The sequence below is a fragment of the Pseudomonas sp. GL_090 genome (assembly GCF_057837765.1).
Genome location: NZ_CM174452.1, coordinates 3060135 through 3081381 on the forward strand (window position 1 = coordinate 3060135; position 21247 = coordinate 3081381).

A 21247-nucleotide genomic window follows, 5' to 3' on the forward strand; every position below is an offset into this window, starting at 1 on the left:
TCATCAACCGATAGTGGCGCGCAAGTACTCGGGGGTTAGCACGTTGAACCACATCAGGATCATCGTTACCAGAATGGTTACCAGCACCAATAACCCGACAGCCCAGACGCACGCGGCATTGAGCAAGCCCTGTTCCTTGCGCTCATGCATGAAAGTCGGCAGCCCGATGAACAGCAGGAACGTCGAATAAACCGAAGCCGCCGCCAGTACGATGATCGCAAGCCAGCGACTGGGGTACAGACCTGCAATACCTGCGATGAAGAAAGGCGTTGCGGTGTAAGCCGCGAAACCGATGCACTGGTTGATTGTCGGCCTGGCTTCGAAAGCGCGGGACATCCAGCGGATGAACGCGCCCATCACGGCGATACCGCCAATGATGGTCAGGTACAGCAACGCACTCAGTTGCAGTGCGCTGTGGGTGCTGAGCCGTACCGTTTCGTTTTCCGCCAGGCTCCAGCCGACGTAAGTCGTACCGATGAACAGGCACGTGGCGGGAATCAGGGCCAATAGCAGCAAATGAGCCAGGTAGTGGCGCGGATGGGCTTCCTCTTCCTTGCGAATATCCGTCCAGGCGAAGTTCGGTTGAGTGAACAGTTTGACGATAGGTGCGGACATGACGACCTCCAGGTATCAGGATCTATACGTTGTGGAGCGCTGGAGGTCGTCGCGGGTTCAACTTTTCAACGGCGTCACAGTATCGGTTTGCCACCGGTAACGCCGTAACGCTGGCCCGTGATGTAGCTGGCTTCATCCGAGGCCAGCAGCACGTAGATCGGTGCGACTTCCACGGGTTGACCAGGGCGGCCGAGTGCGGTGTTGGCACCGAAGTTTTCTACCTTTTCATCGGTCATCGTCGAGACGATCAGGGGCGTCCAGATCGGCCCCGGCGCGACGCTGTTGACCCGGATATTCCTGGGCCCCAGCAACTGGCCGAGGCCGGCGCTGAAGTTGGCGATTGCGCCCTTGGTGGTGGCATAGGCCAACAGGGACGGATTGGGCAAGTCGGAATTGACGGAGCTGGTGTTGATGATCGAGCCGCCAGGTCTCATGTGTTTCAGGGCCGCCTGGCAAATCCTGAAGATGGCGGTGATGTTGACGTCGAAGGTCATCACCCATTCATCATCCGAAATGTCTTCGAGGCTGTCGTGAGTCATCTGGAATGCGGCGTTGTTGACCAGCACATCGATGCGACCGAAGCGCTCGGCGGTTTTTTCCACCAGGGCCCGGCAGTGCGCCTTCTGCGCCACGTCCCCCGGCAGCAGCAGGCATTGGCGACCTGCCAGCTCGATCCAGCGAGCGGTTTGCCTGGCGTCCTCATGTTCATTGAGGTAGGCGAGCGCCACATCGGCGCCTTCACGGGCGAAGGCAATGGCGACCGCACGGCCGATGCCGCTGTCGCCGCCGGTGATCAGGGCGATTTTGCCGACCAGACGATCGGAACCCTTATAGGAGTGCTCGCCACAATCAGGCACGGGATCCATTGGGTGCTGAGCGCCGGGGACCGCTTGATGCTGCTTGGGGAAGGGTGGTTTGGGATAGTCGTTCATCATCGATCTCCGATCTCAAGGCTAAGGCGTCAGAGGGTTGACCCTGAGGTTTTAGCTGGAGTTCGGTTGGATTTTTGATGCCCCGGTCGCTGTAGGAGCGAGCCTGCTCCCACAGGGATCTTCGTTGTTGTTGAGGCGCGGGTCAGGCCTTGAGACGGTGCAAGCTGCGCTCCATCCGCGCAATGCCTTCTTCCAGCAACGACCGTGGGCAGCCGAAGTTCAGGCGTACGAACTGCTGGCAGTCATCGCCGAAATCCAGACCAGCGCTCAAACCCACCTTGGCCTGTTCGAGGAAGAACCGTTGCGGGTCGTCCAGCCCCAGCGCTGTGCAATCAAGCCACGCCAGGTAGGTGCTTTGCGGCAGGTTCATGGTGATGCCCGGCAGGCGGGTGCGCACGGCCTCGGCGAGGAAGTCGCGGTTGCCTTGCAGGTAGACTTTCAGCTCGGCCAGCCATGGCGCCGCTTCGCTGTAGGCAACACGGGTGGCTTCCATGCCCAGCGGATTGACGCTGTCGACCATGCCGCAACGGGCGTGGTTGACCTTTTCGCGCAGGTGGCGGTCCTGGATGATCATGAACGAGGTCTTGAGACCTGCGATGTTGTAGGCCTTGCTCGCCGACATCAGCGTGATGGTGCGCTGGGCGACTTGCGGGCTCAGGGTCGCCATCGGAATGTGCTGGCGACCGTCGAAGCACAGCTCGGCGTGAATCTCGTCGGAAATGATCCAGGCATCATGCTCAAGGCAAATGTCGGCAATGGCTTGCAGCTCTGCGCGGGGGAAGGCCTTGCCCAGAGGGTTGTGCGGGTTGCTCAGCAGCAGCGCGCCACCACCTTGCAGCGACTGGCTCAGGGTATCGAGCGGTGTGGTGTAGGTGCCGTCGGCTTGCGCATCGAAATTCAGTTCGACCTTGTTCAGGCCCCAATGGCCTGGTGCATGACGCAGCGGCGGGTAGTTCGGCACCTGCACAACGACATTCTGTGGTGCCTGTACCAGTGCCTTCAGCGCCATGTTGAAGCCGGACTCGACGCCCGGCAGGAAAGTCAGCTCCTGGGGCTCGACGCGCCAGGCGTACTTGTTCCAGAGGTCGGCAACGATTGCCTCGCGCAAGTCATCCTGGGCCACGCTGTAGCCGACCATCGGGTGTTCCAGTCGCTTTTGCAGGGCCTGGATGATCACCGGCGGCGCGGCGAAATCCATGTCGGCGACCCACATCGGCAACACGTCGGCCGGGTAGCGGCTCCACTTGGTACTGCCGGTGTGGTGGCGGTCGAACACCTGATCAAAATCGAAAGTCATGCGGGATCTCGTAGAAGCGGGGTTGAACATGCGCCAATGATAAACGCCAACCCCCTGTAGGAGCGAGCCTGCTCGCGAAGGAGTGTCAGATACGGTGATGTCGACTGACACACCATCGCGAGCAGGCTCGCTCCTACAAGGATTTTCACGGCCCGCTGGATTTGCCCGACGGTCGGTTTTCACACAAAGCACTAGTGCATTGACTACAGTTTGTAGTGTCGGCAGCCAGACTGCCCCGACCGTGGTTGTTCAAAAAAGCCCGGCCATGTACCGGGTTCCACCTGATCAGGAGTGCACGATGGATCTCAGCCGTCGTCAGTTCTTCAAGGTCGCCGGTATCGGCCTTGCAGGCTCTAGCCTGGGCGCGTTGGGCATGGCCCCGACGGTTGCCTTTGCCGAACAGGTGCGTCATTTCAAGCTCGCCCACACCCATGAAACCCGCAACACCTGCCCGTATTGCTCGGTCGGTTGCGGCTTGATCATGTACAGCCAGGGCGATGACGCGAAGAATGTCGCGCAAAACATCATCCACATCGAAGGTGACGCCGACCACCCGGTCAACCGCGGTACCCTTTGCCCCAAAGGCGCGGGCCTGCTGGACTTCATTCACAGTCCCAGTCGTCTCCAGTACCCGCAGGTGCGCAAGCCTGGCACCAAGGAGTGGGTACGAGTTTCCTGGGATGAAGCCCTCGATCGCATCGCCGACCTGATGAAGGCCGACCGCGACGCCAACTTCATCGAGAAGAACGCCAAGGGGCAAACGGTGAACCGCTGGTTGACCACCGGTTTTCTCGCGGCATCGGCGTCGTCGAACGAAGCCGGCTATATCACCCATAAGGTGATTCGCAGTCTCGGCATGCTGGGGTTCGATAACCAGGCGCGTGTCTGACACGGCCCGACGGTGGCAAGTCTTGCCCCGACGTACGGCCGTGGTGCCATGACCAACCACTGGACCGATATCGCCAACGCGAATCTGGTTCTGGTGATGGGCGGCAACGCAGCAGAAGCGCACCCGTGCGGCTTCAAATGGGTGACCGAAGCCAAGGCGCACAACAAGGCGCGACTGATCGTGGTCGATCCGCGTTTTACCCGGACCGCCTCGGTGGCCGACTATTACGCGCCGATCCGCACCGGTACCGACATCGCCTTCATGGGCGGGCTGATCAATTACCTGCTGACCGAAGACAAGATCCAGCACGAGTACGTGCGGACCTATACGGACGTGTCGTTCATCGTCAAGGCCAGCTACGGTTTCGAGGACGGGTTGTTCAGCGGTTACGACGCGAGCAAGCGCATCTACACCGACAAGTCTGGCTGGGGCTACGAAATAGGCGAGGACGGCTTCGCCAAAGTCGACCCGACCTTGCAAGACCCTCGTTGCGTCTACCAATTGATGAAGCAGCACTACAGCCGCTACACCCTGGAGCTGGCCAGTCAGGTCTGCGGCATGCCCGTGGACGCCATGCAGAAAATCTGGGAAGAGATCGCCACCTGCTCGCAACCGGGCAAAACCATGACGATTCTCTACGCGCTGGGCTGGACCCAGCATTCGACCGGCTCGCAGATGATCCGCAGCGCGGCCATGGTGCAATTGCTGCTGGGCAACGTCGGCATGCCGGGCGGGGGTGTCAATGCCCTGCGCGGGCACTCCAACATCCAGGGCCTGACCGACCTCGGCTTGCTGTCCAACCTGTTGCCCGGTTACCTGACCTTGCCGGCCGAGGCCGAACAGGATTACAACGCCTACATTGCCAAACGTGCGCTCAAGCCGCTGCGTCCCGGGCAGATGTCCTACTGGCAGAACTACGGCAAGTTCCACGTCAGCCTGATGAAGGCCTGGTACGGCGCCAATGCCACCGCCGAGAATCACTGGGGTTACGACTGGCTGCCCAAGCTGGACATTCCCGGCTACGACATCCTGAAAATGTTCGACATGATGGGCAAGGGCGAGGTCAATGGCTACCTGTGCCAGGGCTTCAACCCGATCGCCGCCTTGCCGGACAAAAACCGGGTGATGAAGGCGTTGGCCAAACTCAAGTGGCTGGTGGTGATGGACCCGTTGGCTACCGAAACCTCGGAGTTCTGGCGCAACGTCGGGCCTTACAACGACGTGGAAACGGCCAGCATCCAGACCGAGGTCATCCGCCTGCCCACCACCTGTTTCGCCGAAGAAAACGGTTCGCTGGTCAACAGCGGTCGCTGGCTGCAATGGCACTGGAAGGGGGCCGATGGCCCGGGGCAGGCGCGCACCGACGTGAAAATCATGGCCGAGCTGTTCTTGCGCCTGCGCAAGCGTTATCAGGCCGACGGCGGTGCCTGGGCGGAGCCGATCCTCAAGCTCGACTGGCCCTACAAAATACCGGATGACCCGACGCCGGAAGAGCTGGCCCGGGAATTCAACGGCTACGCCGTCGCCGATGTCACCGACGCCTCGGGCGCGGTGGTCAAGGCCGGACAGCAGTTGTCCGGCTTCGGCCAGCTCAAGGACGATGGCAGTACGGCGTCCGGTTGCTGGATCTTCTGCGGCAGCTGGACCGAGCAGGGCAACAACATGGCCCGGCGTGACAACAGCGACCCTTTCGGCATGAAGCAGAACCTGGGTTGGGCCTGGGCCTGGCCGATGAACCGACGGATTCTCTACAACCGCGCCTCTTGCGACCCTCAAGGCAAACCATGGGACGCGAACAAACGGCTGGTGTGGTGGAACGGCAAGGTCTGGACCGGCACCGACGTGCCCGACTACAAAGTCGACGCCCCACCGGAAGCGGGCATCAACCCGTTCATCATGAACCCCGAAGGCGTGGCGCGTTTCTTCGCCCTCGACAAAATGAACGAAGGGCCGTTTCCGGAACACTATGAGCCGTTCGAGACGCCCATCGGCATCAACCCGATGCACCCCAACAACAAGCAGGCGACCAGCAACCCGGCCGGGCGGATCTTCGATTCAGTCTGGGAAACCCTCGGGCAGGCCAAGGACTTCCCGTATGCGGCGACCAGCTACCGGCTGACCGAACACTTCCACTTCTGGACCAAGCATTGCCCGATCAATGCCATTACCCAACCTGAGCAGTTCGTCGAAATCGGCGAGGTGCTGGCCAAGGAGAAGGGCATTGCCGCCGGTGACCGAGTAAGGGTCAGCTCCAAGCGCGGGCATATCGAAGCGGTGGCGGTGGTGACCAAGCGGATTCGCCCATTGCAGGTCAATAACCAAGTGGTGCATCAGATCGGTATCCCGTTGCACTGGGGTTTCACCGGCGCAACCCGCCACGGTTATCTGACCAACACCCTGGTGCCGTTCCTCGGCGATGGCAATACACAGACCCCGGAATCCAAGTCATTCCTGGTCAACGTGGAGAAAGTCTAAATGGCCAGCCAAGACATCATTGCCCGCTCGGCCACCACCACGCCCGCGCCGTCGGTGCGCGGCGTGGAGGAAGTCGCCAAGCTGATCGATACCACCAAATGCATCGGCTGCAAGGCCTGCCAGGTCGCCTGTTCGGAATGGAACGAGCTGCGCGATGAAGTCGGTCACAACCATGGCACCTACGACAACCCGCAGGACCTCACCGCAGAAACCTGGACCTTGATGCGTTTCACCGAGCACGAGACCGACGCCGGCAACCTGGAATGGCTGATCCGCAAGGACGGCTGCATGCATTGCGCCGAACCCGGCTGCCTGGCGGCATGCCCCAGCCCGGGGGCGATCATCAAGCACACCAATGGCATCGTCGATTTCGATCAGGATCACTGCATCGGTTGCGGCTATTGCATCACCGGGTGCCCGTTCAACATTCCACGGATCTCGCAGAAGGATCACAAGGCCTACAAATGCACCTTGTGTTCGGACCGGGTGGCGGTGGGGCTGGAACCGGCCTGCGTGAAAACCTGTCCGACGGGTGCCATCGTGTTCGGCTCCAAGGACGACATGAAGGAGCATGCGGCCGAGCGCATCGTCGACCTCAAGAGCCGTGGCTTTGAAAACGCCGGTCTGTACGACCCCGAAGGCGTCGGTGGCACCCATGTGATGTACGTGTTGCACCACGCCGATACGCCAAGGCTGTACGCCGGCTTGCCCGATCACCCGGCGATCAGTCCGTTGGTGGGGCTGTGGAAGGGCATCAGCAAACCCCTGGCGCTGCTGGCCATGGGCGCGGCGGTGCTGGCCGGGTTTTTCCACTATGTGCGCGTCGGCCCGCAAATCGTCGAGGAGGATGAGCATCCGCAGCCGCCGGACAACGCCGTGCATGAGGTCGATCCGTCGGTGCATACCTTCGATCCCCGTGGGGAGGGCAGGCCATGAGCGACAAGACGATCCTGCGCTATACCAGCAACCAGCGCACCCATCACTGGTTGGTGGCGATTCTGTTCCTGATGGCCGGGCTGTCCGGGCTGGCGCTGTTCCACCCGGCATTGTTCTGGCTGAGCAACCTGTTCGGCGGCGGGCCATGGACGCGCATCCTGCACCCGTTCATGGGCGTACTGATGTTCGTGCTGTTTCTAGGCCTGGTGTTTCGCTTCTGGCGCGCCAACTACTTCATCGCCAATGATCGCCTGTGGCTAAGGCGCATCGACCGGGTCATGAAGAATGAAGAGGAAGGCGTCCCGCCCATCGGCAAATACAACCCCGGGCAGAAGCTGCTGTTCTGGACTTTACTGCTGTGCATGCTGGTGCTGTTGTTCAGCGGGCTGGTGATCTGGCGTGCCTACTTCAGCGAGTATTTCGGCATCACCGCGATTCGCTGGGCGATGTTGTTGCATGCGTTGGCCGGTTTCGTGCTGATTCTGAGCATCATCGTGCACATCTATGCCGGCATCTGGATCAAGGGCTCGGTCAGCGCCATGTTGCACGGCACGGTCAGCCGCGCCTGGGCCAGGAAACACCACGAACTCTGGTATCGCCAAGTGACTCAAGATGAGACCCGCGACGAAGCGCCTGAGCGACCGATCACCAAAAAGGGCTGACATTTGCCAACTATCCTGGAACCTGGAGAAATCGAAGCGGCGGCCAGTTCGCCGCCGTTTCTGTACATGCCACCGCATGAGCTTTTCAGCCTGCGTGCCCAGCGCCTGGAAAGCCTGGCCGAAGGGCACCCGCTGGCCGAATACCTGCGCCTGATCGCCGGGTTGTGCCGAGTGCAGCAACAGGTGCTGGACGACCCGCCGACAAGCGAACCCCTTGACCGACAACGCATCGAACTGTGCCAGCAACACGGCTTGCCGCCGTTCGCGGCCGACAGCCTGGCGCGCGAAGACGATTGGCAGCTTTACCTCGATGCCTTGTTGCAGCGCTATAGCGCACCGCCGCAATCGGCCGTGGTCGATGCCGTGGACACCTTGCGCCTGGCCGATGCCGGACAACGTCGCGCCTGGGCGGTGGCACTGGTCAGCGGTCAGTATTCGCTGGTGCCGGCCGCGCTGGTGCCGTTCCTCGGCGCGGCGCTGCAAACAGCCTGGAGCCATTGGCTGTTGAGCACGCCGAACTTGGCGCTGAGCGCAGGCGACAGTCTCAGCCAGTGTCCGGCCTGTGGCTCGCCGGCCATGGCCGGAGTGATCCGCCATCGCGGCAAGCACAACGGTTTGCGTTACCTGGTCTGTTCGTTGTGCGCCTGCGAGTGGCATGTGGTGCGGGTCAAGTGCGTGTATTGCGAGCAGAGCAAGGGCCTGGAATACCTCAGCCTTGAAGATGACCGTCATGCCGCCAACCAGGCACCGTTGCGCGCCGAAGTCTGCCCCGGTTGCAACAGCTATCTGAAGTTGCTCTATCTGGAGAACGATGCGGACGCTGAAGCGTTGTCGGCCGACTTGTCCAGCCTGATGCTCGACATGCGCCTGAGCCAGGACGGTTATCAGCGTCTGGCGCCGAATCTGTTGCTGGCGCCGGGAGACGAATAACCGCAGCGTCTACACTCTGGCGCGAGGGTCATTCGTTTTCAGGAGCGCCAGATGTCTGCTCGCAGTGCCAGCCAACCCCTGCGCCTACCTTCCATCGACAGTCTGTTGCGTCACCCGGCGTGCCGACCGTTGGCCGAGCGCTACGGGCGTGACGCCTTGCTGGGCGCCTTGCGGCTATTGCTGGATGAATTGCGCGAAGGGGTGCGGCAGGGTTTGCTCGAACCTGCAGAAGTCAGCACCGACGTGCTGGCGGGCAGGGTGGGCGAGCGATTGGCTAACGAGCATCGCAGCCATGTGCGCCGGGTGTTCAACCTCACCGGCACGGTCTTGCACACCAACCTCGGTCGGGCGCTGTTGCCCGAGGAAGCGATCGAGGCGGTGCAAATGGCCGCGCGCTATCCGCTCAACCTCGAATTCGACCTGCGTAGCGGCAAGCGTGGAGATCGCGACAACCTGATCGAAGGCTTGATCCGCGAGCTGACCGGCGCCGAAGCGGTGACCGTGGTCAACAACAATGCCGCGGCGGTGCTCTTGACCCTCAACAGCCTGGGCGCGCGCAAGGAAGGGATTATCTCCCGGGGTGAACTGATTGAAATCGGCGGCGCCTTCCGCATCCCCGACATCATGGCCCGCGCCGGGGTGAAGCTGCATGAAGTCGGCACCACCAACCGTACCCGTGCCCGTGACTATGAGGTGGCCATCGGCCCGCGCAGCGGCTTGATCATGCGCGTGCATGCAAGCAACTACAGCATTCAAGGTTTCACCACGAGCGTGCCGACCGCCGAACTGGCGCAACTGGCCCATCTGCACGGTTTGCCACTGCTCGAAGACCTTGGCAGTGGCAGCCTGCTGGACTTGACCCGCTGGGGTTTGCCGGCAGAGCCAACGGTGCGTCAGGCCCTGCTCGATGGCGCGGACATCGTCACCTTCAGTGGCGACAAACTGCTCGGCGGCCCGCAAGCGGGGTTGATTGTCGGACGCAAGGATTTGATTGCCAGGATCAAGAAAAACCCGCTCAAGCGTGCGCTGCGGGTCGACAAAATGACCCTGGCCGCCCTGGAAGCTGTGTTGGGTTTGTACCGAAACCCTGATCGCCTCGCCGAACGCTTGCCGAGCCTGCGCCTGCTGACCCGGCCACAGGCCGATATTCTCGCCCAGGCCGAGCGTTTGCAGCCGGTGCTGGTCCAAGTGCTGGGTGATGGCTGGAGCGTCAGCGCCATGCCGGCACTGGGCATGATCGGCAGCGGCAGCCAGCCGGTGGCACGACTGGCCAGCGCAGCGCTGTGTCTGCGCCCGCTGACGTCCAAGCGCTTGCGCGGGCGCGCCCTGTTGAATCTGGAAGAGGCCTTTCGCGCCTTGCCGATTGCGGTCCTGGGGCGCATCGACGATGACGCCCTGTGGCTGGACCTGCGGCAACTGGACGACGAGCCGGCATGGCTGGCGCAACTGAATCAATTACAGGTGGAGGGCCGGGCAGGGTGATTGTCGGCACCGCGGGGCACATCGACCATGGCAAAACGGCGCTGCTCCAGGCGTTGACCAGTCAGGCGGGTGACCGGCGCCGCGAAGAGCGCGAGCGCGGCATGACCATCGACCTCGGCTATCTGTATGCCGCACTGGAGCCGGATGCGCAGTTGACCGGATTCATCGACGTTCCCGGCCATGAGCGCTTCACCCACAACATGCTGGCCGGAGCGCAGGGCATCGATTTGGTGTTGCTGGTGGTGGCCGCCGATGACGGGGTGATGCCGCAGACCCGCGAGCACCTGGCGATAGTCGAGTTGTTGGGCATCCCCCGGGCACTGGTAGCGATCAGCAAGTGCGATCGGGTCGACAGCGCCCGGGTACAGGACGTGCGCGAGCAGATCCATACCTTGCTGGCGCCCGGCCCCTATGCCGATGCGCCGCTGATTGCACTGTCGAGCGTCACCGGCGAGGGCATCGAAAACCTGCGTCAACAATTGCTGCAAGCCCAGCGTGACGTTCAGCAACGCAGCACCGAAGGTGGTTTTCGCCTGGCGATCGACCGGGCCTTCAGTGTGGCCGGCACCGGTATCGTGGTGACCGGCACGGCGTTGTCCGGCCAGGTCACGGTGGGCGATACCCTGCTGCTGGGGCCACAAGGCAAACCGGTGCGCATTCGCGGCCTGCACGCGCAAAACCAGGCCGCCGAGCATGCCTTTGCCGGCCAGCGCGTGGCGTTGAACCTGAGTGCCGAACGGCTGGCCCTGGAACACATCCATCGCGGCCACTGGCTACTCGCCGAAGGTCTGTATGCGCCCACCCAGCGCCTGGACATCGACATGCAACTGCTGACCAGCGAACCCCGGGGCTTCGAGCACTTTCAACCGGTGCACGTGCACCTCGGCACCCAGGACGTCACCGGGCGCGTCGCCTTGCTGGAAGGCACCAGCCTGGCCCCCGGTGGACGGATGTTTGCGCAACTGTTGCTCAATACAGCGGTACATGCGGTGAAGGGTGATCCGCTAATCCTGCGTGACCAGAGTGCCCAACGAACCCTGGGCGGCGGCCGGGTTCTCGATCCGTTTGCCCCTTCTCGGCAACGCCGCAGCCCCGAACGCCTGGCTCAACTGGGGGCGCTGGCGAACTGTGCCGGGCTGGAAGATGTTTTGCCGGCGTTACTGGCCCATAGCGACACCGGACTCGATCCGCAGCGCCTGGAGCGGCAGTTCAACCGACCGCGCAGCCGTTGGGTGTTGCCCGCTGACGTGCGCCTGATCGAAACCCGCCAAGGCCCATTGCTGTTCAGCGCCAGTCGCTGGGAATCCTTGAAAGCGCCTTTGGTGGAGCAACTCGCGCGTTTCCATGAACTCGAACCGGATCAGATGGGCCCGGACCGGGACCGCCTGCGTCGATTCAGCGGCAACATGCTGGAGCGTTCGACCTTTATCAGCCTGCTCGACGAGTTGTTGGCCAGCGGCGACATCGCCAGCAGCGGACCATGGTTGCATCTGCCCGGGCATCAGGTGCGCTTGAACGAAGAGGATGAAGCCCTGTGGCTACAATTGCAGCCGCTATTCGAACAGGCCGGATTCGACCCGCCCTGGGTGCGCAATCTGGGACATGACGAAGCAACTGTCCGCGCATTGCTGCGCAAAATGGCGCGCCTGGGCTTGATGCACCAGGTGGTGCGCGACCTGTTCTACACCGACAGCATGATTCGCCGATTGGCGGCTATGCTGTTGCAACTGGCGGACGCCAACCCGGTGATCCAGGTGACGGCGTTTCGAGATGCGGTGGGCTTGGGGCGCAAGCGCAGCATCCAGATACTGGAGTGCTTCGACCGTATCGGCCTGACCCGGCGTTTTGGTGATCGACGCCAGATTCGCCTGGACAGTGCGTTTGCCCAACGCAATGAGCACTGATTCAAGGGCATGATTCAGAGGCAAGCATTCAAGGAAGGCAATCGCGCCCGGTGGCGCGGCCGGGCTTCAAACCCGGTTGGGGACGGCATCCGTTCCCGGGCAGGTTCGACTCCGGCTGCCTTCCGCCACTTTCCGTTCAGAACGGCCCGAAGTCCAACGGGTACTGAATGACCACGTACACCCGGTCGATGTCGTCGCCGACCTGGGCGGCGTTGGCCCGGTGTGACACATGGGACAGTTGCAGTGACAAGCCCTTGGCCGCTCCGGACTGCACGACGTAATGCAGGTCGATGTCCCGCTCCCAGTGCTTGCCGCCATCACCTTGTTGCGGCACGTAGGTGCCGGTCGCCGGGTCGAACGGGTTGTAGGCCCCGCCTTGTGGTGCATGGGTGCCGTCGATCTGGTCGCCGGTGACGTAGCGGGTCATGAACTTCAGGCCGGGTATCCCGAAGGTGGCCAGGTCCAGGTCATAACGAACCTGCCAGGAGCGTTCGTGGGCGCCGTTGAAGTCGGCGTACTTGATCGAGTTGGCGAGGTAGATGGAGTCGCCACCAACGAAATCGAATGGCGTGTCACCGTTGATTTTCTGATAGGCCAGGGTGAAACCATGGGCGCCGATCGTGTATCTGCCGGACAGGCTATACGCCGTATTGTCGATGGCACCGGCCAGCGCCTGGCCGGTGTCCCGGGTGTGATAGAGGTTGGCGTCGAGGAACACTTCGGACTGCTTGAAGTGCAAGTTGCCGTAGTACTGATGCCAGGTGTCGGTCAGCTCCGAGGCATACAGGGCGCCGCCAACCGGGCTTTGGGTAAACAGATCGGCACCGACAAACGAAATGCCGCCGGCCTCGGTGTTGGCGCCATAACCGAAAAAGTTGCCCTTGCCTGACGCACTGTCCTGATTCTTGAATGCCGTGAAGTGGCCGGCTTGCAGGTTCATGCCTGCGATTTCGCGGCTGTCGAGCAGAAAACCGGTGGCGTACTCCGGTTGCAGGCGTTTGTCTGCGGTGTCGAATACCGGGCTTTCGACCTCCATTTCACCAAACGCCAACGTGGTGTTCGAAGCCTTGAGCTTGATCGCGCCGCCACCGCTGGAGTAGTTGCTTTCGCTACGACCTTCACTGTCCACCGGCAGCAGACCGGTCCCGGAGTGGCCTTTGCCGCCGTCGAGCTTCAGTCCCACAAAGGCGTGGGCATTGAGACCGAAACCAACTGTGCCCGGCGTGAAACCGGATTCAAATGAGCTGATGAAACCTTGAGCCCATTCGGCCTTGTAGCTCTTGTCGGTCGGCGAGGGGGATCGATAGTCGCTGTTCAGATAGAAGTTTCGGCTGAGCACGCCAAGGGTCGCGCCGTCGAGAAAGCCTTTTGCGCCTTGTGCTGGTTCATCGGCCAGTGAGTGGGTGGCGAACAGGCAGAAGCACAGGGCAATCGTCACCCTGAAGTCTTGCGGGAAGAGGGTCATCAATGGCTCACCACAGGGGGGAGCGACTGCGATGATTCACTGTAGGAGCGAGCTTGCTCGCGATGGTCTCAATAGCGCCGTGTTCAGCCGGTAAACACGCATTATCGTTAACGACCATCGCGAGCAAGCTCGCTCCTACGGGAGTCCGCCTGCAGTCACTGTTTTTTTTTACGGACCTTAATGGCCTTCCGAGGCACCAAACATAGTCTTGGCGTAGATCAGGCCCAGACCGTAGGCACCGCCGTTGGCAATCGAGGTTTTCACCGTTTCGTCATAGGTTTCGCCGCGGGCCCAGTCACGTTGCAGTTCCAGCAGGTATTGCAGCGCGGTCATCGGCCGGGCGCCGATCTGGATCATGCGCTGCATGGCCATTTCATGGGCTTCGGTGCTGACGTCGCCACAGGCGTCGGCAATCACATACACCTCGAAACCCTGGTCAATCGCCGACAATGCCGGGCCAACGATGCAAACCGAGGTCCACAGACCGGCGAGGACAATCTTCTGTTTGCCGATGGCGTTGACTTCCACGGCGATGCGCTCGTCTTCCCAGGTGTTCATGCTGGTGCGGTCGATCACGTTGTGTTCCGGGAACACGGCTTTGATTTCGTCGAAGATCGGCCCGGAAAAACTCTTCTCGGCAACGGTGGTGAGGATGGTCGAGACTTTGAAGCCGCGGGCTGCCTTGGCCACCAGTGCGGCGTTGTTGCGCAGGGTGACGGCATCGATCGACTTGGTCGCGAAGGACATCTGCGACTGGTGGTCGATCATGATCAGAGTGTGGTCAGTCGGAGTCAGCAGGGTTTTGCCGGGAACTGCTTTTGCAATGGCCATGACAGGGTCCTTACGGGAGTGGAGTGAGGACGTCATGGTTACGTAGATCGAACCGGGAATATTGAATCGGTGTGCTGTCTTTGATGCCTGGTACTCAACACCTCCGTTGATTGTCACACTGCTATCGCGAGCAAGGATTGGGTGTATGCCAATTCCACTCAGTTCATTTTCACCACCGCCGGTGGCGTCCAGTCGCCGTCGAGGGCATCGGCTTGCGGCCAGTAGGCGCGGATGTACAACGAGAACTCGGCGCCTTTGGGTGAGGGCAGCCAGTTGCTTTCCTTGTCCTTGCCCGGTGATTCGCTCTGCACGTAAAGGGTCAGCGAGCCGTCAGGGTTGGTTTGCAGGGATTTGTTCTTGGTGCCGATGGAGTAACGCTTGAGCTCGTTCGGCGAGAAGAAGTGCTGTTCGTTGTACAGCGTCAGCGACCAGAACCCCTTGACTGGCGGCAGTTTGCCTTTGGCGAATGTCACGCTGTAGCCGTACTGACCGTTGAGGCGCAGGCCGTTCTCATCCAGATCCTGGTAGAAGTATTTGGTCTCTTTCTGCTGATTGACGAATATGTTCGAGCGCGCGACGGCGGTACGGGTGAAATAGTCGGTGCCGAACGCGGCACCGTTGCTTACCGTGCTCCAGTGATTCGGCAATTGCAGGCCGTAGTTGCGGAACTGCAACAGCGGGTCGATCACTTCTTTGTCGGCCTTTTTCGCCTCGTCGATCATCGCAGCGCGCAGTTGCGGGTCGGCCTTGGCGATGGCCGCGAGGGTGGCCATTTGCGCGTAGCGGGCCTCTTCGCCCGGCAATGGCTTGGCGTCCTTGAGCAAGGCCGGCAGTTCGTCGAAGAACTTTTCCGGCACCACCCATTTGGTTTCGGCGCTGCTTTCAGAAGCCTGAGCCGGGAATTTCGGCAGCCTGGCCCAGTTGCGCTTTTTCATATTGCCGTCGTACTGCGACAGCGGGTACATGTCGATGCCCGACAATGCCGGCTGCACGGCCAGGCGGTCGGCGGCGGTGTCGTCCTGGAATACCCGAGGGATCACGAACCCGGTGTTCGTGCGTGCCCGGTATACCCGCTTGATGCCGGGCGGCACCTTGCCGTTCCAGTCCGGGCCCACCAGCAAATAGAAACCTGGCTGGGTGTTATACATTTTGCCCAGCTCGGCAAAGCTGTCGGAACGCAGGTCCACCACCTGATACACCCAGAAGCGGCCGTCGAAGTCTGGCACTTGCAGCACCACCGGCTCAAGGTCCAGAGCAATGCTGCCGGCGCCGTACACCACGTCCTGATTCGGACAGGCTACCAGGCGCTCGGCCGGGTCGATGTAGTCGCTGAGCATCGACAGCCGATTGATCGGTGCCACGGGTACGATGCCGCCCATCAAGCCAGGTTCGGGCAGGTTCTTGAACGCCTGGCGACGATTGAAGATGTTGGCCATCGGCCAGGCCCAGAAATACGCCTCGCGCGCCATCATGCGTACGTACGGCTCAGTGACTTTGGTACCGGCGACAGGACCTGAGACAGGGCTGGTGGCCGGTGCGGCGACAGTGGCTTGTGCCGCGTAACCCGGAGTACCCGACAGGGCTGCGGCGGTGAGCGTACTGGCAAAGGTCAAGGCGAAGAGGGCATGGCGCCGGGGCAAACGATTCATAAAGCGTCCTTACTTGTTCGCAGTCACCTGATGCAGGTGATTCATTCTCAAGATAGCTCATCTTTACCCCGGTGCTGCTCAACGCAGGCGTGAGGACGTCAGATCGACCTCAGAGGTGATCGGCATCAATCACCGCCTTGGCGAATGCCTGCGGATCTTCCTGCGGCAGGTTATGGCCGATGCCGCCATTGATCAGCCGGAATTCGTATTTACCGGTGAAGCGCTTGGCATAGTCTTCAGGCGCCGGGTGCGGTGCGCCGTTGGCATCGCCTTCAAGGGTAATGGTCGGCACGCTGATGGACGGCGCCGTGGCCAATTTCTGCTCCAGCGCTTCGTATCGGCTCTCGCCCTGGACCAGGCCCAGGCGCCATCGGTAGTTGAACACGGTGATGTCGACATGGTCGGGGTTGTCCAGGGCCTTGGCACTGCGGTCGAAGGTGGCGTCATCGAACGCCCATTTCGGCGAAGCCAGTTGCCAGATCAATTTGGCGAAGTCGTGGGTGTTCTTCTCGTAACCGGCGCGACCACGGTCAGTGGCGAAGTAGAACTGATACCACCACTGCAATTCCGCCTTGGGTGGCAGCGGGTTCTTGCCGGCCGCCTGGTTGCCGATCAGGTAACCGCTGACCGAGACCAGTGCCTTGACCCGCTCCGGCCACAACGCCGAGACAATGTCGGCCGAACGCGAACCCCAGTCATAGCCACCGAGCACCGCTTGCTTGATTTTCAGGGCGTCCATGAAATCGATGACATCACTGGCCAGCGCAGCCGGTTGGCCATTGCGCAGGGTTTTATCGGACAGGAAATGCGTATCGCCATAACCACGGGCATAGGGCATCAGCACCCGATAACCCTTGGCGGCCAGCAAGGGCGCGACTTCGTCATAGCTGTGAATGTCATACGGCCAGCCGTGCAGCAGGATCACCACCGGCCCATCGGCCGGGCCTGTTTCGGCGTACGCCACGTCCAGCAATCCGGCGTTGACATGCTTGAGCGGGCCGAACGGCGAGGGCGCCGCCTGGGTGGTACCGGCAGGGGCCACTGCGGGCTGCGCGGTGACGGCCGTTTGTGCGTGGGCCGCGCCGAGCACGCCGAATAGCGACAGTACGAGGATCGAAGGACCGACCAAGTGGCGGCGAGTCTTGCCGGGGTTGCTGTTGCGCAGTGCCATCTTCATGGGATCTCTCCTTTACCAGCTATGGGTCAGGGGTTCCGTGCGAGCCCCTTCATACCTTGCATGCATTGAAGCGTGGCAACGTATCTGGCCTGTGTCCGATCGTCGGCCGGATGAAAGTCTGTGTATCGAGGTGTCGCGCTGACATACTGTGATACACAGCGGATCACCAAGGCCGACTGGTTTTCTGGACGAGGAGTTCGATTCGCAATGGCCAATGCTGAAATCGTGCCGGAAACGATTGGGTCAATTACGAAGAAATCGTGCTGTTGCACTGACAAAAACGAGGAAGACAATCAGGCCGCCCAGAGCGAACGACAAGGTGCTCAGATGGGCGACCGCCCCAATAAACACGGGACCGATCAGAATGCCCGCGTAGCCCATCGAGATGACAGCGGGGATGGCTACCGCCTGTGGCATACGTTGCTGCCGGCCTACAGCGGTAAAGAGCACCGGGACAATGTTCGAGCAGCCAGCCCCGACCAGGGCGTAGCCGATCAAGGACGCGGGCCAGCCATCGATTCCAAGCGACACGATCATGCCCGCGGCTGCGCAAAGCCCGCCAAGCGCAACGACGCGTACGCCGCCCAGTTTGCTGACGATGGCGTCCCCCGTCAGGCGGCCCACCGTCATCGCCGCGGCGAAGGATGCGTAGCCCAAACCGGCGATGCTCGGCTCTAACCCTCGGTTTGAGACAAGGAAGACTGCGCTCCAGTCAAGCATTGCACCTTCGGTGAGGAAGACGATGAAGCAGAGCGTCCCTAAAAGCAGCACGATACCTCTGGGCACCGCGAACAATGGCCCACCCCGTTCAGTGCCATAAGTCAGCAAAGCAGGCGCGGCCTTGTAAAGCGATCCCAAAACGGTGGCAACGATACAGAGCGCCGCAATCAGTGGATCCAGCCCCAAGGTCAATAAAGCGGTCATGGCCCCGGCGCCCACGATGCCTCCGACGCTGTAAAGGCCATGGAAGCCGGACTGAAGCGCCTGCCCGCTGTTTTTCTCGACGATGACGGACTGTATGTTCATGGCGCAATCAAGCATGCCCATACTGGCACCGAAGATAATGACAGCGATGACCAAGCCCGGCAGCCAGGTCAAGGTGCTCAACAGCGCAAGAACGGCACACAAGACAATCGTCGCCCAGATTACGACCGGTCGGCATCCATAGTGTGCAGTGAGATAGCCGGCGAAGGGCATGGCCACAATAGATCCACCGCCAAGGCCAAGCAGCAGCAACCCCAGGCCGCCATCGTCCAGGCCGGCGCGTGCCTTGACCAATGGAACCAGAGGCGCCCAAGCGGACATGAGCAAGCCCGCGATGAGGAAGGCAATGCGTGTAGACATCCGCTCGCTGTGGTTAGCCGTGGTTATCAACACCGACGATGGAGCATTCATGATTCTCGGTAATCCTTATCGATGATGTCAGCCACCGGTTACTCGGCTTGGACAGTGCGGGTTTCGTATGTTTTTTTCGTGCCCGGGCTTCGAAACTCAGCGCCTGCGCTCATACGTCGCTCTATAACTGCTTGGCGCTACGCCAAAGAAGTCACGAAAGCGCATATGGAAGTTGGCGAAACTACAGAAGCCGGTCGCAATCGCGATATCGGTGATCGGCCGATTGCTCTGCAGAATAAGCTGTCGTGCTCGAGTCAAGCGCAGCTCAAGGTAGTAGCGTGTGGGCGTGGCGCCCACGAAACGGCAGAAGCGCCGCTCCAATTGTCGTCGGGAAATTTTCACACATTCAGCCAGTTCGTCGATCGATAGTGGCTCTTCGATGTTCTTTTGCATCAGTTCTAAAGCGAGCTTCAGGGTTTGTGGCAAGGTGGGGTCAGTGTCAACGATGACAGTCGATATCCCGGAGACTTCAGCGGTTTGATCGCAACCGAGTATTTCCTCGACAGCGTGGGTCAGCGACACGCCTTGTTTAGAGGTGATGAGCTCCAGCATCATGCGTAACGAACTGCTGGCACCGGCGCATGTGATACGGTTTCTATCCAATACGTGAGTCCGACAAGTGACCAGGACTTTGGGGAAAACATCCTCCATCATCGCTCGCCCATCTGGATGGAAGGCACACTCGACACCGTCCATCAACTGAGCTTCCGCCAGAAAAAACGCACCATTCCACAAACCGCCCATGGTCGCGCCAAGAGAGGCGACGTTACGTAGCTTGCGCCGTAACAGCGGGTCGCTGATCAGCTTCACTCGCAAACCACCCGCGACAATGAGAACGTCGATGCGATCCGGTAGTTGGGATAACTCCAGGTCCGCTGAAATGGCGATTCCCAGATCGCTCATCACAAGACGGTTCTTGATGCCGACCGTCAACACCTCAAACGCCGGCGTCGAGCTAATCAGGTTGGCGGTCACCAGCGCATCGATAGCGCCGGTGAACGACATCATCGAGAAATTGTTCAAAAGCACGAACGCTACACGAGTCACCGCCGGCGGCTTTATTGGTTTCTGCGCCGTACAGGAGTACCCCATGTTCTTGTCTTTAAGCACGCTCTCGAATACGAATGGCATAAGCCCTCTTTGACACCTTTACCAATAGCTACGAAACCGTTGCTCAATCTAGACAGCGGTTTTTGGCGCAGACAGCAACAAGTCAAAGAATGACCGGCAGTCACCGCTCTCAGGCAGTGCTTCAACACTGCTCTTGATCGCGTTGCTGACCGCGGATCCCAGGCTGTCATCCGCCAGCAAATGATATTTAGCCGTGAGTTCGGCACTCGACATAGGGTTGCCGGGGTCGCCCTTGGCCGTCGCGGTTGGGCTCGTCAGACGCGTGCCGTCTTTCAGGGTGACGGTGACGCGGGAGAGGATTTCCTCAGGGAACCTGGCGGACAGGTCGGGCGCCTCATGAAGGGTTATCTTCGCGCTGATATTCAGGATGTCCGGCGCATGAATGGAGTCCCCGGTGACTTCGTCAGGGCCCAGCTTTCCACGAACGATCAAGGCGGCCAGTGGGAATGCCAGCGCGTATTGGGCCTCGTCCGCATTCTTCGGAAAATGCCCCTGCAGGCACACAGACTCGTGAAATGTCTCGACATCGATGGTCTCGATCAACTCAGCAGTGATGACAGGATGTGCTCGCATCAGATCGGTCATGGCCGTGAGTGCCGGTTGCGCCCAGCGACATACCGGCCACGGTTTGAAATATTGCTCGTCGATCTCCCAACGGGTTCCGATGTCCTGCCAGAAAGTGGAAATCTCCAAAGGTTCAACGGTGGCGGCTGGAGCGCCAGTGACACCGAGCTGTGCCATCAGTAATGCGTTCAGTCCGGCATACGCCCCGGCGCCGTGGGCATCGCGCAACATCGTCGGAAAGCTCACCAGGCGCATCATCGGGCACCTCGGGCCGAAGTATTCCGCGATACCCAGCGCATGACGGAAAGTCGTTTCATCAAGCTTCAGCAGGCGGGCTCCGGCGCAAACGACCCCGATCCCGGAAAAGGCGCCTGAGGCATGATATTCAGGGGCGGTGGCCATCAATGCCTGGCCCGCCCGCAAGGCAGTCTCGTAACCGATGCACAGTGCGCTGAGGAATTCTTCGCCGCTGATGTCTTTGCCCTGACTGCGATACGCGTCTACCAATGCCACAATGGCCGGGACAACGGTTGCACCCGCATGCCCCTTGGAGGTGAAGTGGCCTTCATGTGCATCCAGGCTATCAACGCAGAAACCGCCGGCATACGCGGCGCCCAGTGGATGTACGGCTCTGCCGTCGAACCAAAGGCGGCTGGACAGCTTGTTGGCAGAGTAGTGAGTGTCAGCGTAGGTTTTGAGCATCACACTGGTTTGATTATTGCGAGCTCCGGCGGCCACGCCAATGATGTCGAGCAGGCAAGTTTTAACCAACTCGCGTGTATGCAGGGGCGCGTCCTTGTAACTGAAATTCTGGACGAATGAATACAACTGCATTTCAATATTCCCGAGTGATGAACGCCGAAACGGATAAAAAAGTTGCCCGGTGAAGGACAACCTTTTACGCAGCTTTATA

16 protein-coding genes and 1 tRNA gene are annotated in these 21247 nt (G+C 60.7%); 7 read left to right on the forward strand and 10 right to left on the reverse strand.

The annotated features are described in order from the left end of the window. Positions 1-3 precede the first annotated feature (3 nt). The 3 genes from AC3ITA_RS13705 to AC3ITA_RS13715 all read right to left on the reverse strand — a co-directional run bounded on the left by AC3ITA_RS13705 (position 4) and on the right by AC3ITA_RS13715 (position 2844). Complete coding sequence (locus tag AC3ITA_RS13705) at positions 4-615, reverse strand: Yip1 family protein (protein WP_095942174.1); 612 nt, start codon at positions 613-615, stop codon at positions 4-6. 74 nt (positions 616-689) lie between these two features. After that, positions 690-1547, reverse strand: a complete 858-nt coding sequence (locus tag AC3ITA_RS13710) for a glucose 1-dehydrogenase (RefSeq protein WP_095942173.1) — start codon at positions 1545-1547, stop codon at positions 690-692. Positions 1548-1689: 142 nt separating this feature from the next. Continuing rightward, positions 1690-2844, reverse strand: coding sequence for a MalY/PatB family protein (locus tag AC3ITA_RS13715; RefSeq protein ID WP_489280631.1), 1155 nt, complete (start codon positions 2842-2844; stop codon positions 1690-1692). Positions 2845-3142: 298 nt separating this feature from the next. On the opposite strand from AC3ITA_RS13715, the gene fdnG reads away from it, so the two are divergent. The 7 genes from fdnG to AC3ITA_RS13750 all read left to right on the forward strand — a co-directional run bounded on the left by fdnG (position 3143) and on the right by AC3ITA_RS13750 (position 12250). Next, complete coding sequence (gene fdnG / locus AC3ITA_RS13720) at positions 3143-6208, forward strand: formate dehydrogenase-N subunit alpha (RefSeq protein WP_489280632.1); 3066 nt, start codon at positions 3143-3145, stop codon at positions 6206-6208. Further along, entirely contained in the window at positions 6209-7144 is a 936-nt protein-coding gene (fdxH, locus tag AC3ITA_RS13725) for a formate dehydrogenase subunit beta (RefSeq protein ID WP_489280634.1), read from the forward strand. After that, complete coding sequence (locus tag AC3ITA_RS13730; RefSeq protein WP_095942168.1) at positions 7141-7806, forward strand: formate dehydrogenase subunit gamma; 666 nt, start codon at positions 7141-7143, stop codon at positions 7804-7806. Before fdxH ends, AC3ITA_RS13730 begins: the two co-directional genes overlap by 4 nt. A 3-nt stretch (positions 7807-7809) precedes the next feature. Further along, on the forward strand, positions 7810-8736 hold the full coding sequence (gene fdhE / locus AC3ITA_RS13735) for a formate dehydrogenase accessory protein FdhE (RefSeq protein ID WP_095942167.1): 927 nt from the start codon (positions 7810-7812) through the stop codon (positions 8734-8736). Between the two features lie 51 nt (positions 8737-8787). Next, complete coding sequence (gene selA, locus AC3ITA_RS13740; RefSeq protein WP_489280637.1) at positions 8788-10218, forward strand: L-seryl-tRNA(Sec) selenium transferase; 1431 nt, start codon at positions 8788-8790, stop codon at positions 10216-10218. Continuing rightward, the gene (gene selB, locus AC3ITA_RS13745; protein WP_489280777.1) at positions 10215-12122 is read left to right on the forward strand and encodes a selenocysteine-specific translation elongation factor; all 1908 of its coding nucleotides are present in this window, start codon (positions 10215-10217) and stop codon (positions 12120-12122) included. Before selA ends, selB begins: the two co-directional genes overlap by 4 nt. 32 nt (positions 12123-12154) lie before the next feature. Continuing rightward, positions 12155-12250, forward strand: a tRNA-Sec gene (locus AC3ITA_RS13750). 8 nt (positions 12251-12258) lie between these two features. Here AC3ITA_RS13750 and AC3ITA_RS13755 read toward each other — a convergent pair. The 7 genes from AC3ITA_RS13755 to AC3ITA_RS13785 all read right to left on the reverse strand — a co-directional run bounded on the left by AC3ITA_RS13755 (position 12259) and on the right by AC3ITA_RS13785 (position 21168). Beyond that, positions 12259-13587 (reverse strand): OprD family porin, encoded by a 1329-nt coding sequence (locus AC3ITA_RS13755; RefSeq protein WP_489280639.1) that lies wholly within the window; start codon positions 13585-13587, stop codon positions 12259-12261. Positions 13588-13764: 177 nt separating this feature from the next. Beyond that, positions 13765-14418: a hydrolase gene (locus AC3ITA_RS13760; protein ID WP_489280641.1), complete on the reverse strand. Its 654-nt coding sequence runs from the start codon at positions 14416-14418 to the stop codon at positions 13765-13767. Positions 14419-14576: 158 nt separating this feature from the next. Continuing rightward, a complete protein-coding gene (locus tag AC3ITA_RS13765) occupies positions 14577-16067 on the reverse strand; it encodes a DUF1254 domain-containing protein (RefSeq protein WP_095942162.1) in 1491 nt (496 codons plus the stop codon). Positions 16068-16176: 109 nt separating this feature from the next. Continuing rightward, positions 16177-17244, reverse strand: coding sequence for an alpha/beta fold hydrolase (locus tag AC3ITA_RS13770; protein WP_489280642.1), 1068 nt, complete (start codon positions 17242-17244; stop codon positions 16177-16179). Positions 17245-17487: 243 nt separating this feature from the next. Continuing rightward, positions 17488-18639: an MFS transporter gene (locus AC3ITA_RS13775; RefSeq protein WP_489280644.1), complete on the reverse strand. Its 1152-nt coding sequence runs from the start codon at positions 18637-18639 to the stop codon at positions 17488-17490. 96 nt (positions 18640-18735) lie between these two features. Then, on the reverse strand, positions 18736-19770 hold the full coding sequence (locus AC3ITA_RS13780) for a GlxA family transcriptional regulator (protein ID WP_489280645.1): 1035 nt from the start codon (positions 19768-19770) through the stop codon (positions 18736-18738). 48 nt (positions 19771-19818) lie between these two features. Continuing rightward, on the reverse strand, positions 19819-21168 hold the full coding sequence (locus AC3ITA_RS13785; RefSeq protein ID WP_414927611.1) for an MmgE/PrpD family protein: 1350 nt from the start codon (positions 21166-21168) through the stop codon (positions 19819-19821). Positions 21169-21247: the final 79 nt, after the last annotated feature.

What these genes read in the sequence shown, in the direction of transcription:
- fdxH (WP_489280634.1), top strand. Translation starts at nt 6,209, where the DNA reads ATGGCCAGCCAAGACATCATTGCCCGCTCGGCCACCACCACGCCCGCG.
- AC3ITA_RS13710 (WP_095942173.1), bottom strand. Translation starts at nt 1,547, where the DNA reads ATGAACGACTATCCCAAACCACCCTTCCCCAAGCAGCATCAAGCGGTC.
- AC3ITA_RS13730 (WP_095942168.1), top strand. Translation starts at nt 7,141, where the DNA reads ATGAGCGACAAGACGATCCTGCGCTATACCAGCAACCAGCGCACCCAT.
- AC3ITA_RS13755 (WP_489280639.1), bottom strand. Translation starts at nt 13,587, where the DNA reads ATGACCCTCTTCCCGCAAGACTTCAGGGTGACGATTGCCCTGTGCTTC.
- AC3ITA_RS13775 (WP_489280644.1), bottom strand. Translation starts at nt 18,639, where the DNA reads ATGAATGCTCCATCGTCGGTGTTGATAACCACGGCTAACCACAGCGAG.
- AC3ITA_RS13760 (WP_489280641.1), bottom strand. Translation starts at nt 14,418, where the DNA reads ATGGCCATTGCAAAAGCAGTTCCCGGCAAAACCCTGCTGACTCCGACT.
- AC3ITA_RS13780 (WP_489280645.1), bottom strand. Translation starts at nt 19,770, where the DNA reads ATGCCATTCGTATTCGAGAGCGTGCTTAAAGACAAGAACATGGGGTAC.
- selA (WP_489280637.1), top strand. Translation starts at nt 8,788, where the DNA reads ATGTCTGCTCGCAGTGCCAGCCAACCCCTGCGCCTACCTTCCATCGAC.
- AC3ITA_RS13770 (WP_489280642.1), bottom strand. Translation starts at nt 17,244, where the DNA reads ATGAAGATGGCACTGCGCAACAGCAACCCCGGCAAGACTCGCCGCCAC.
- AC3ITA_RS13765 (WP_095942162.1), bottom strand. Translation starts at nt 16,067, where the DNA reads ATGAATCGTTTGCCCCGGCGCCATGCCCTCTTCGCCTTGACCTTTGCC.
- AC3ITA_RS13705 (WP_095942174.1), bottom strand. Translation starts at nt 615, where the DNA reads ATGTCCGCACCTATCGTCAAACTGTTCACTCAACCGAACTTCGCCTGG.
- AC3ITA_RS13715 (WP_489280631.1), bottom strand. Translation starts at nt 2,844, where the DNA reads ATGACTTTCGATTTTGATCAGGTGTTCGACCGCCACCACACCGGCAGT.
- AC3ITA_RS13785 (WP_414927611.1), bottom strand. Translation starts at nt 21,168, where the DNA reads ATGCAGTTGTATTCATTCGTCCAGAATTTCAGTTACAAGGACGCGCCC.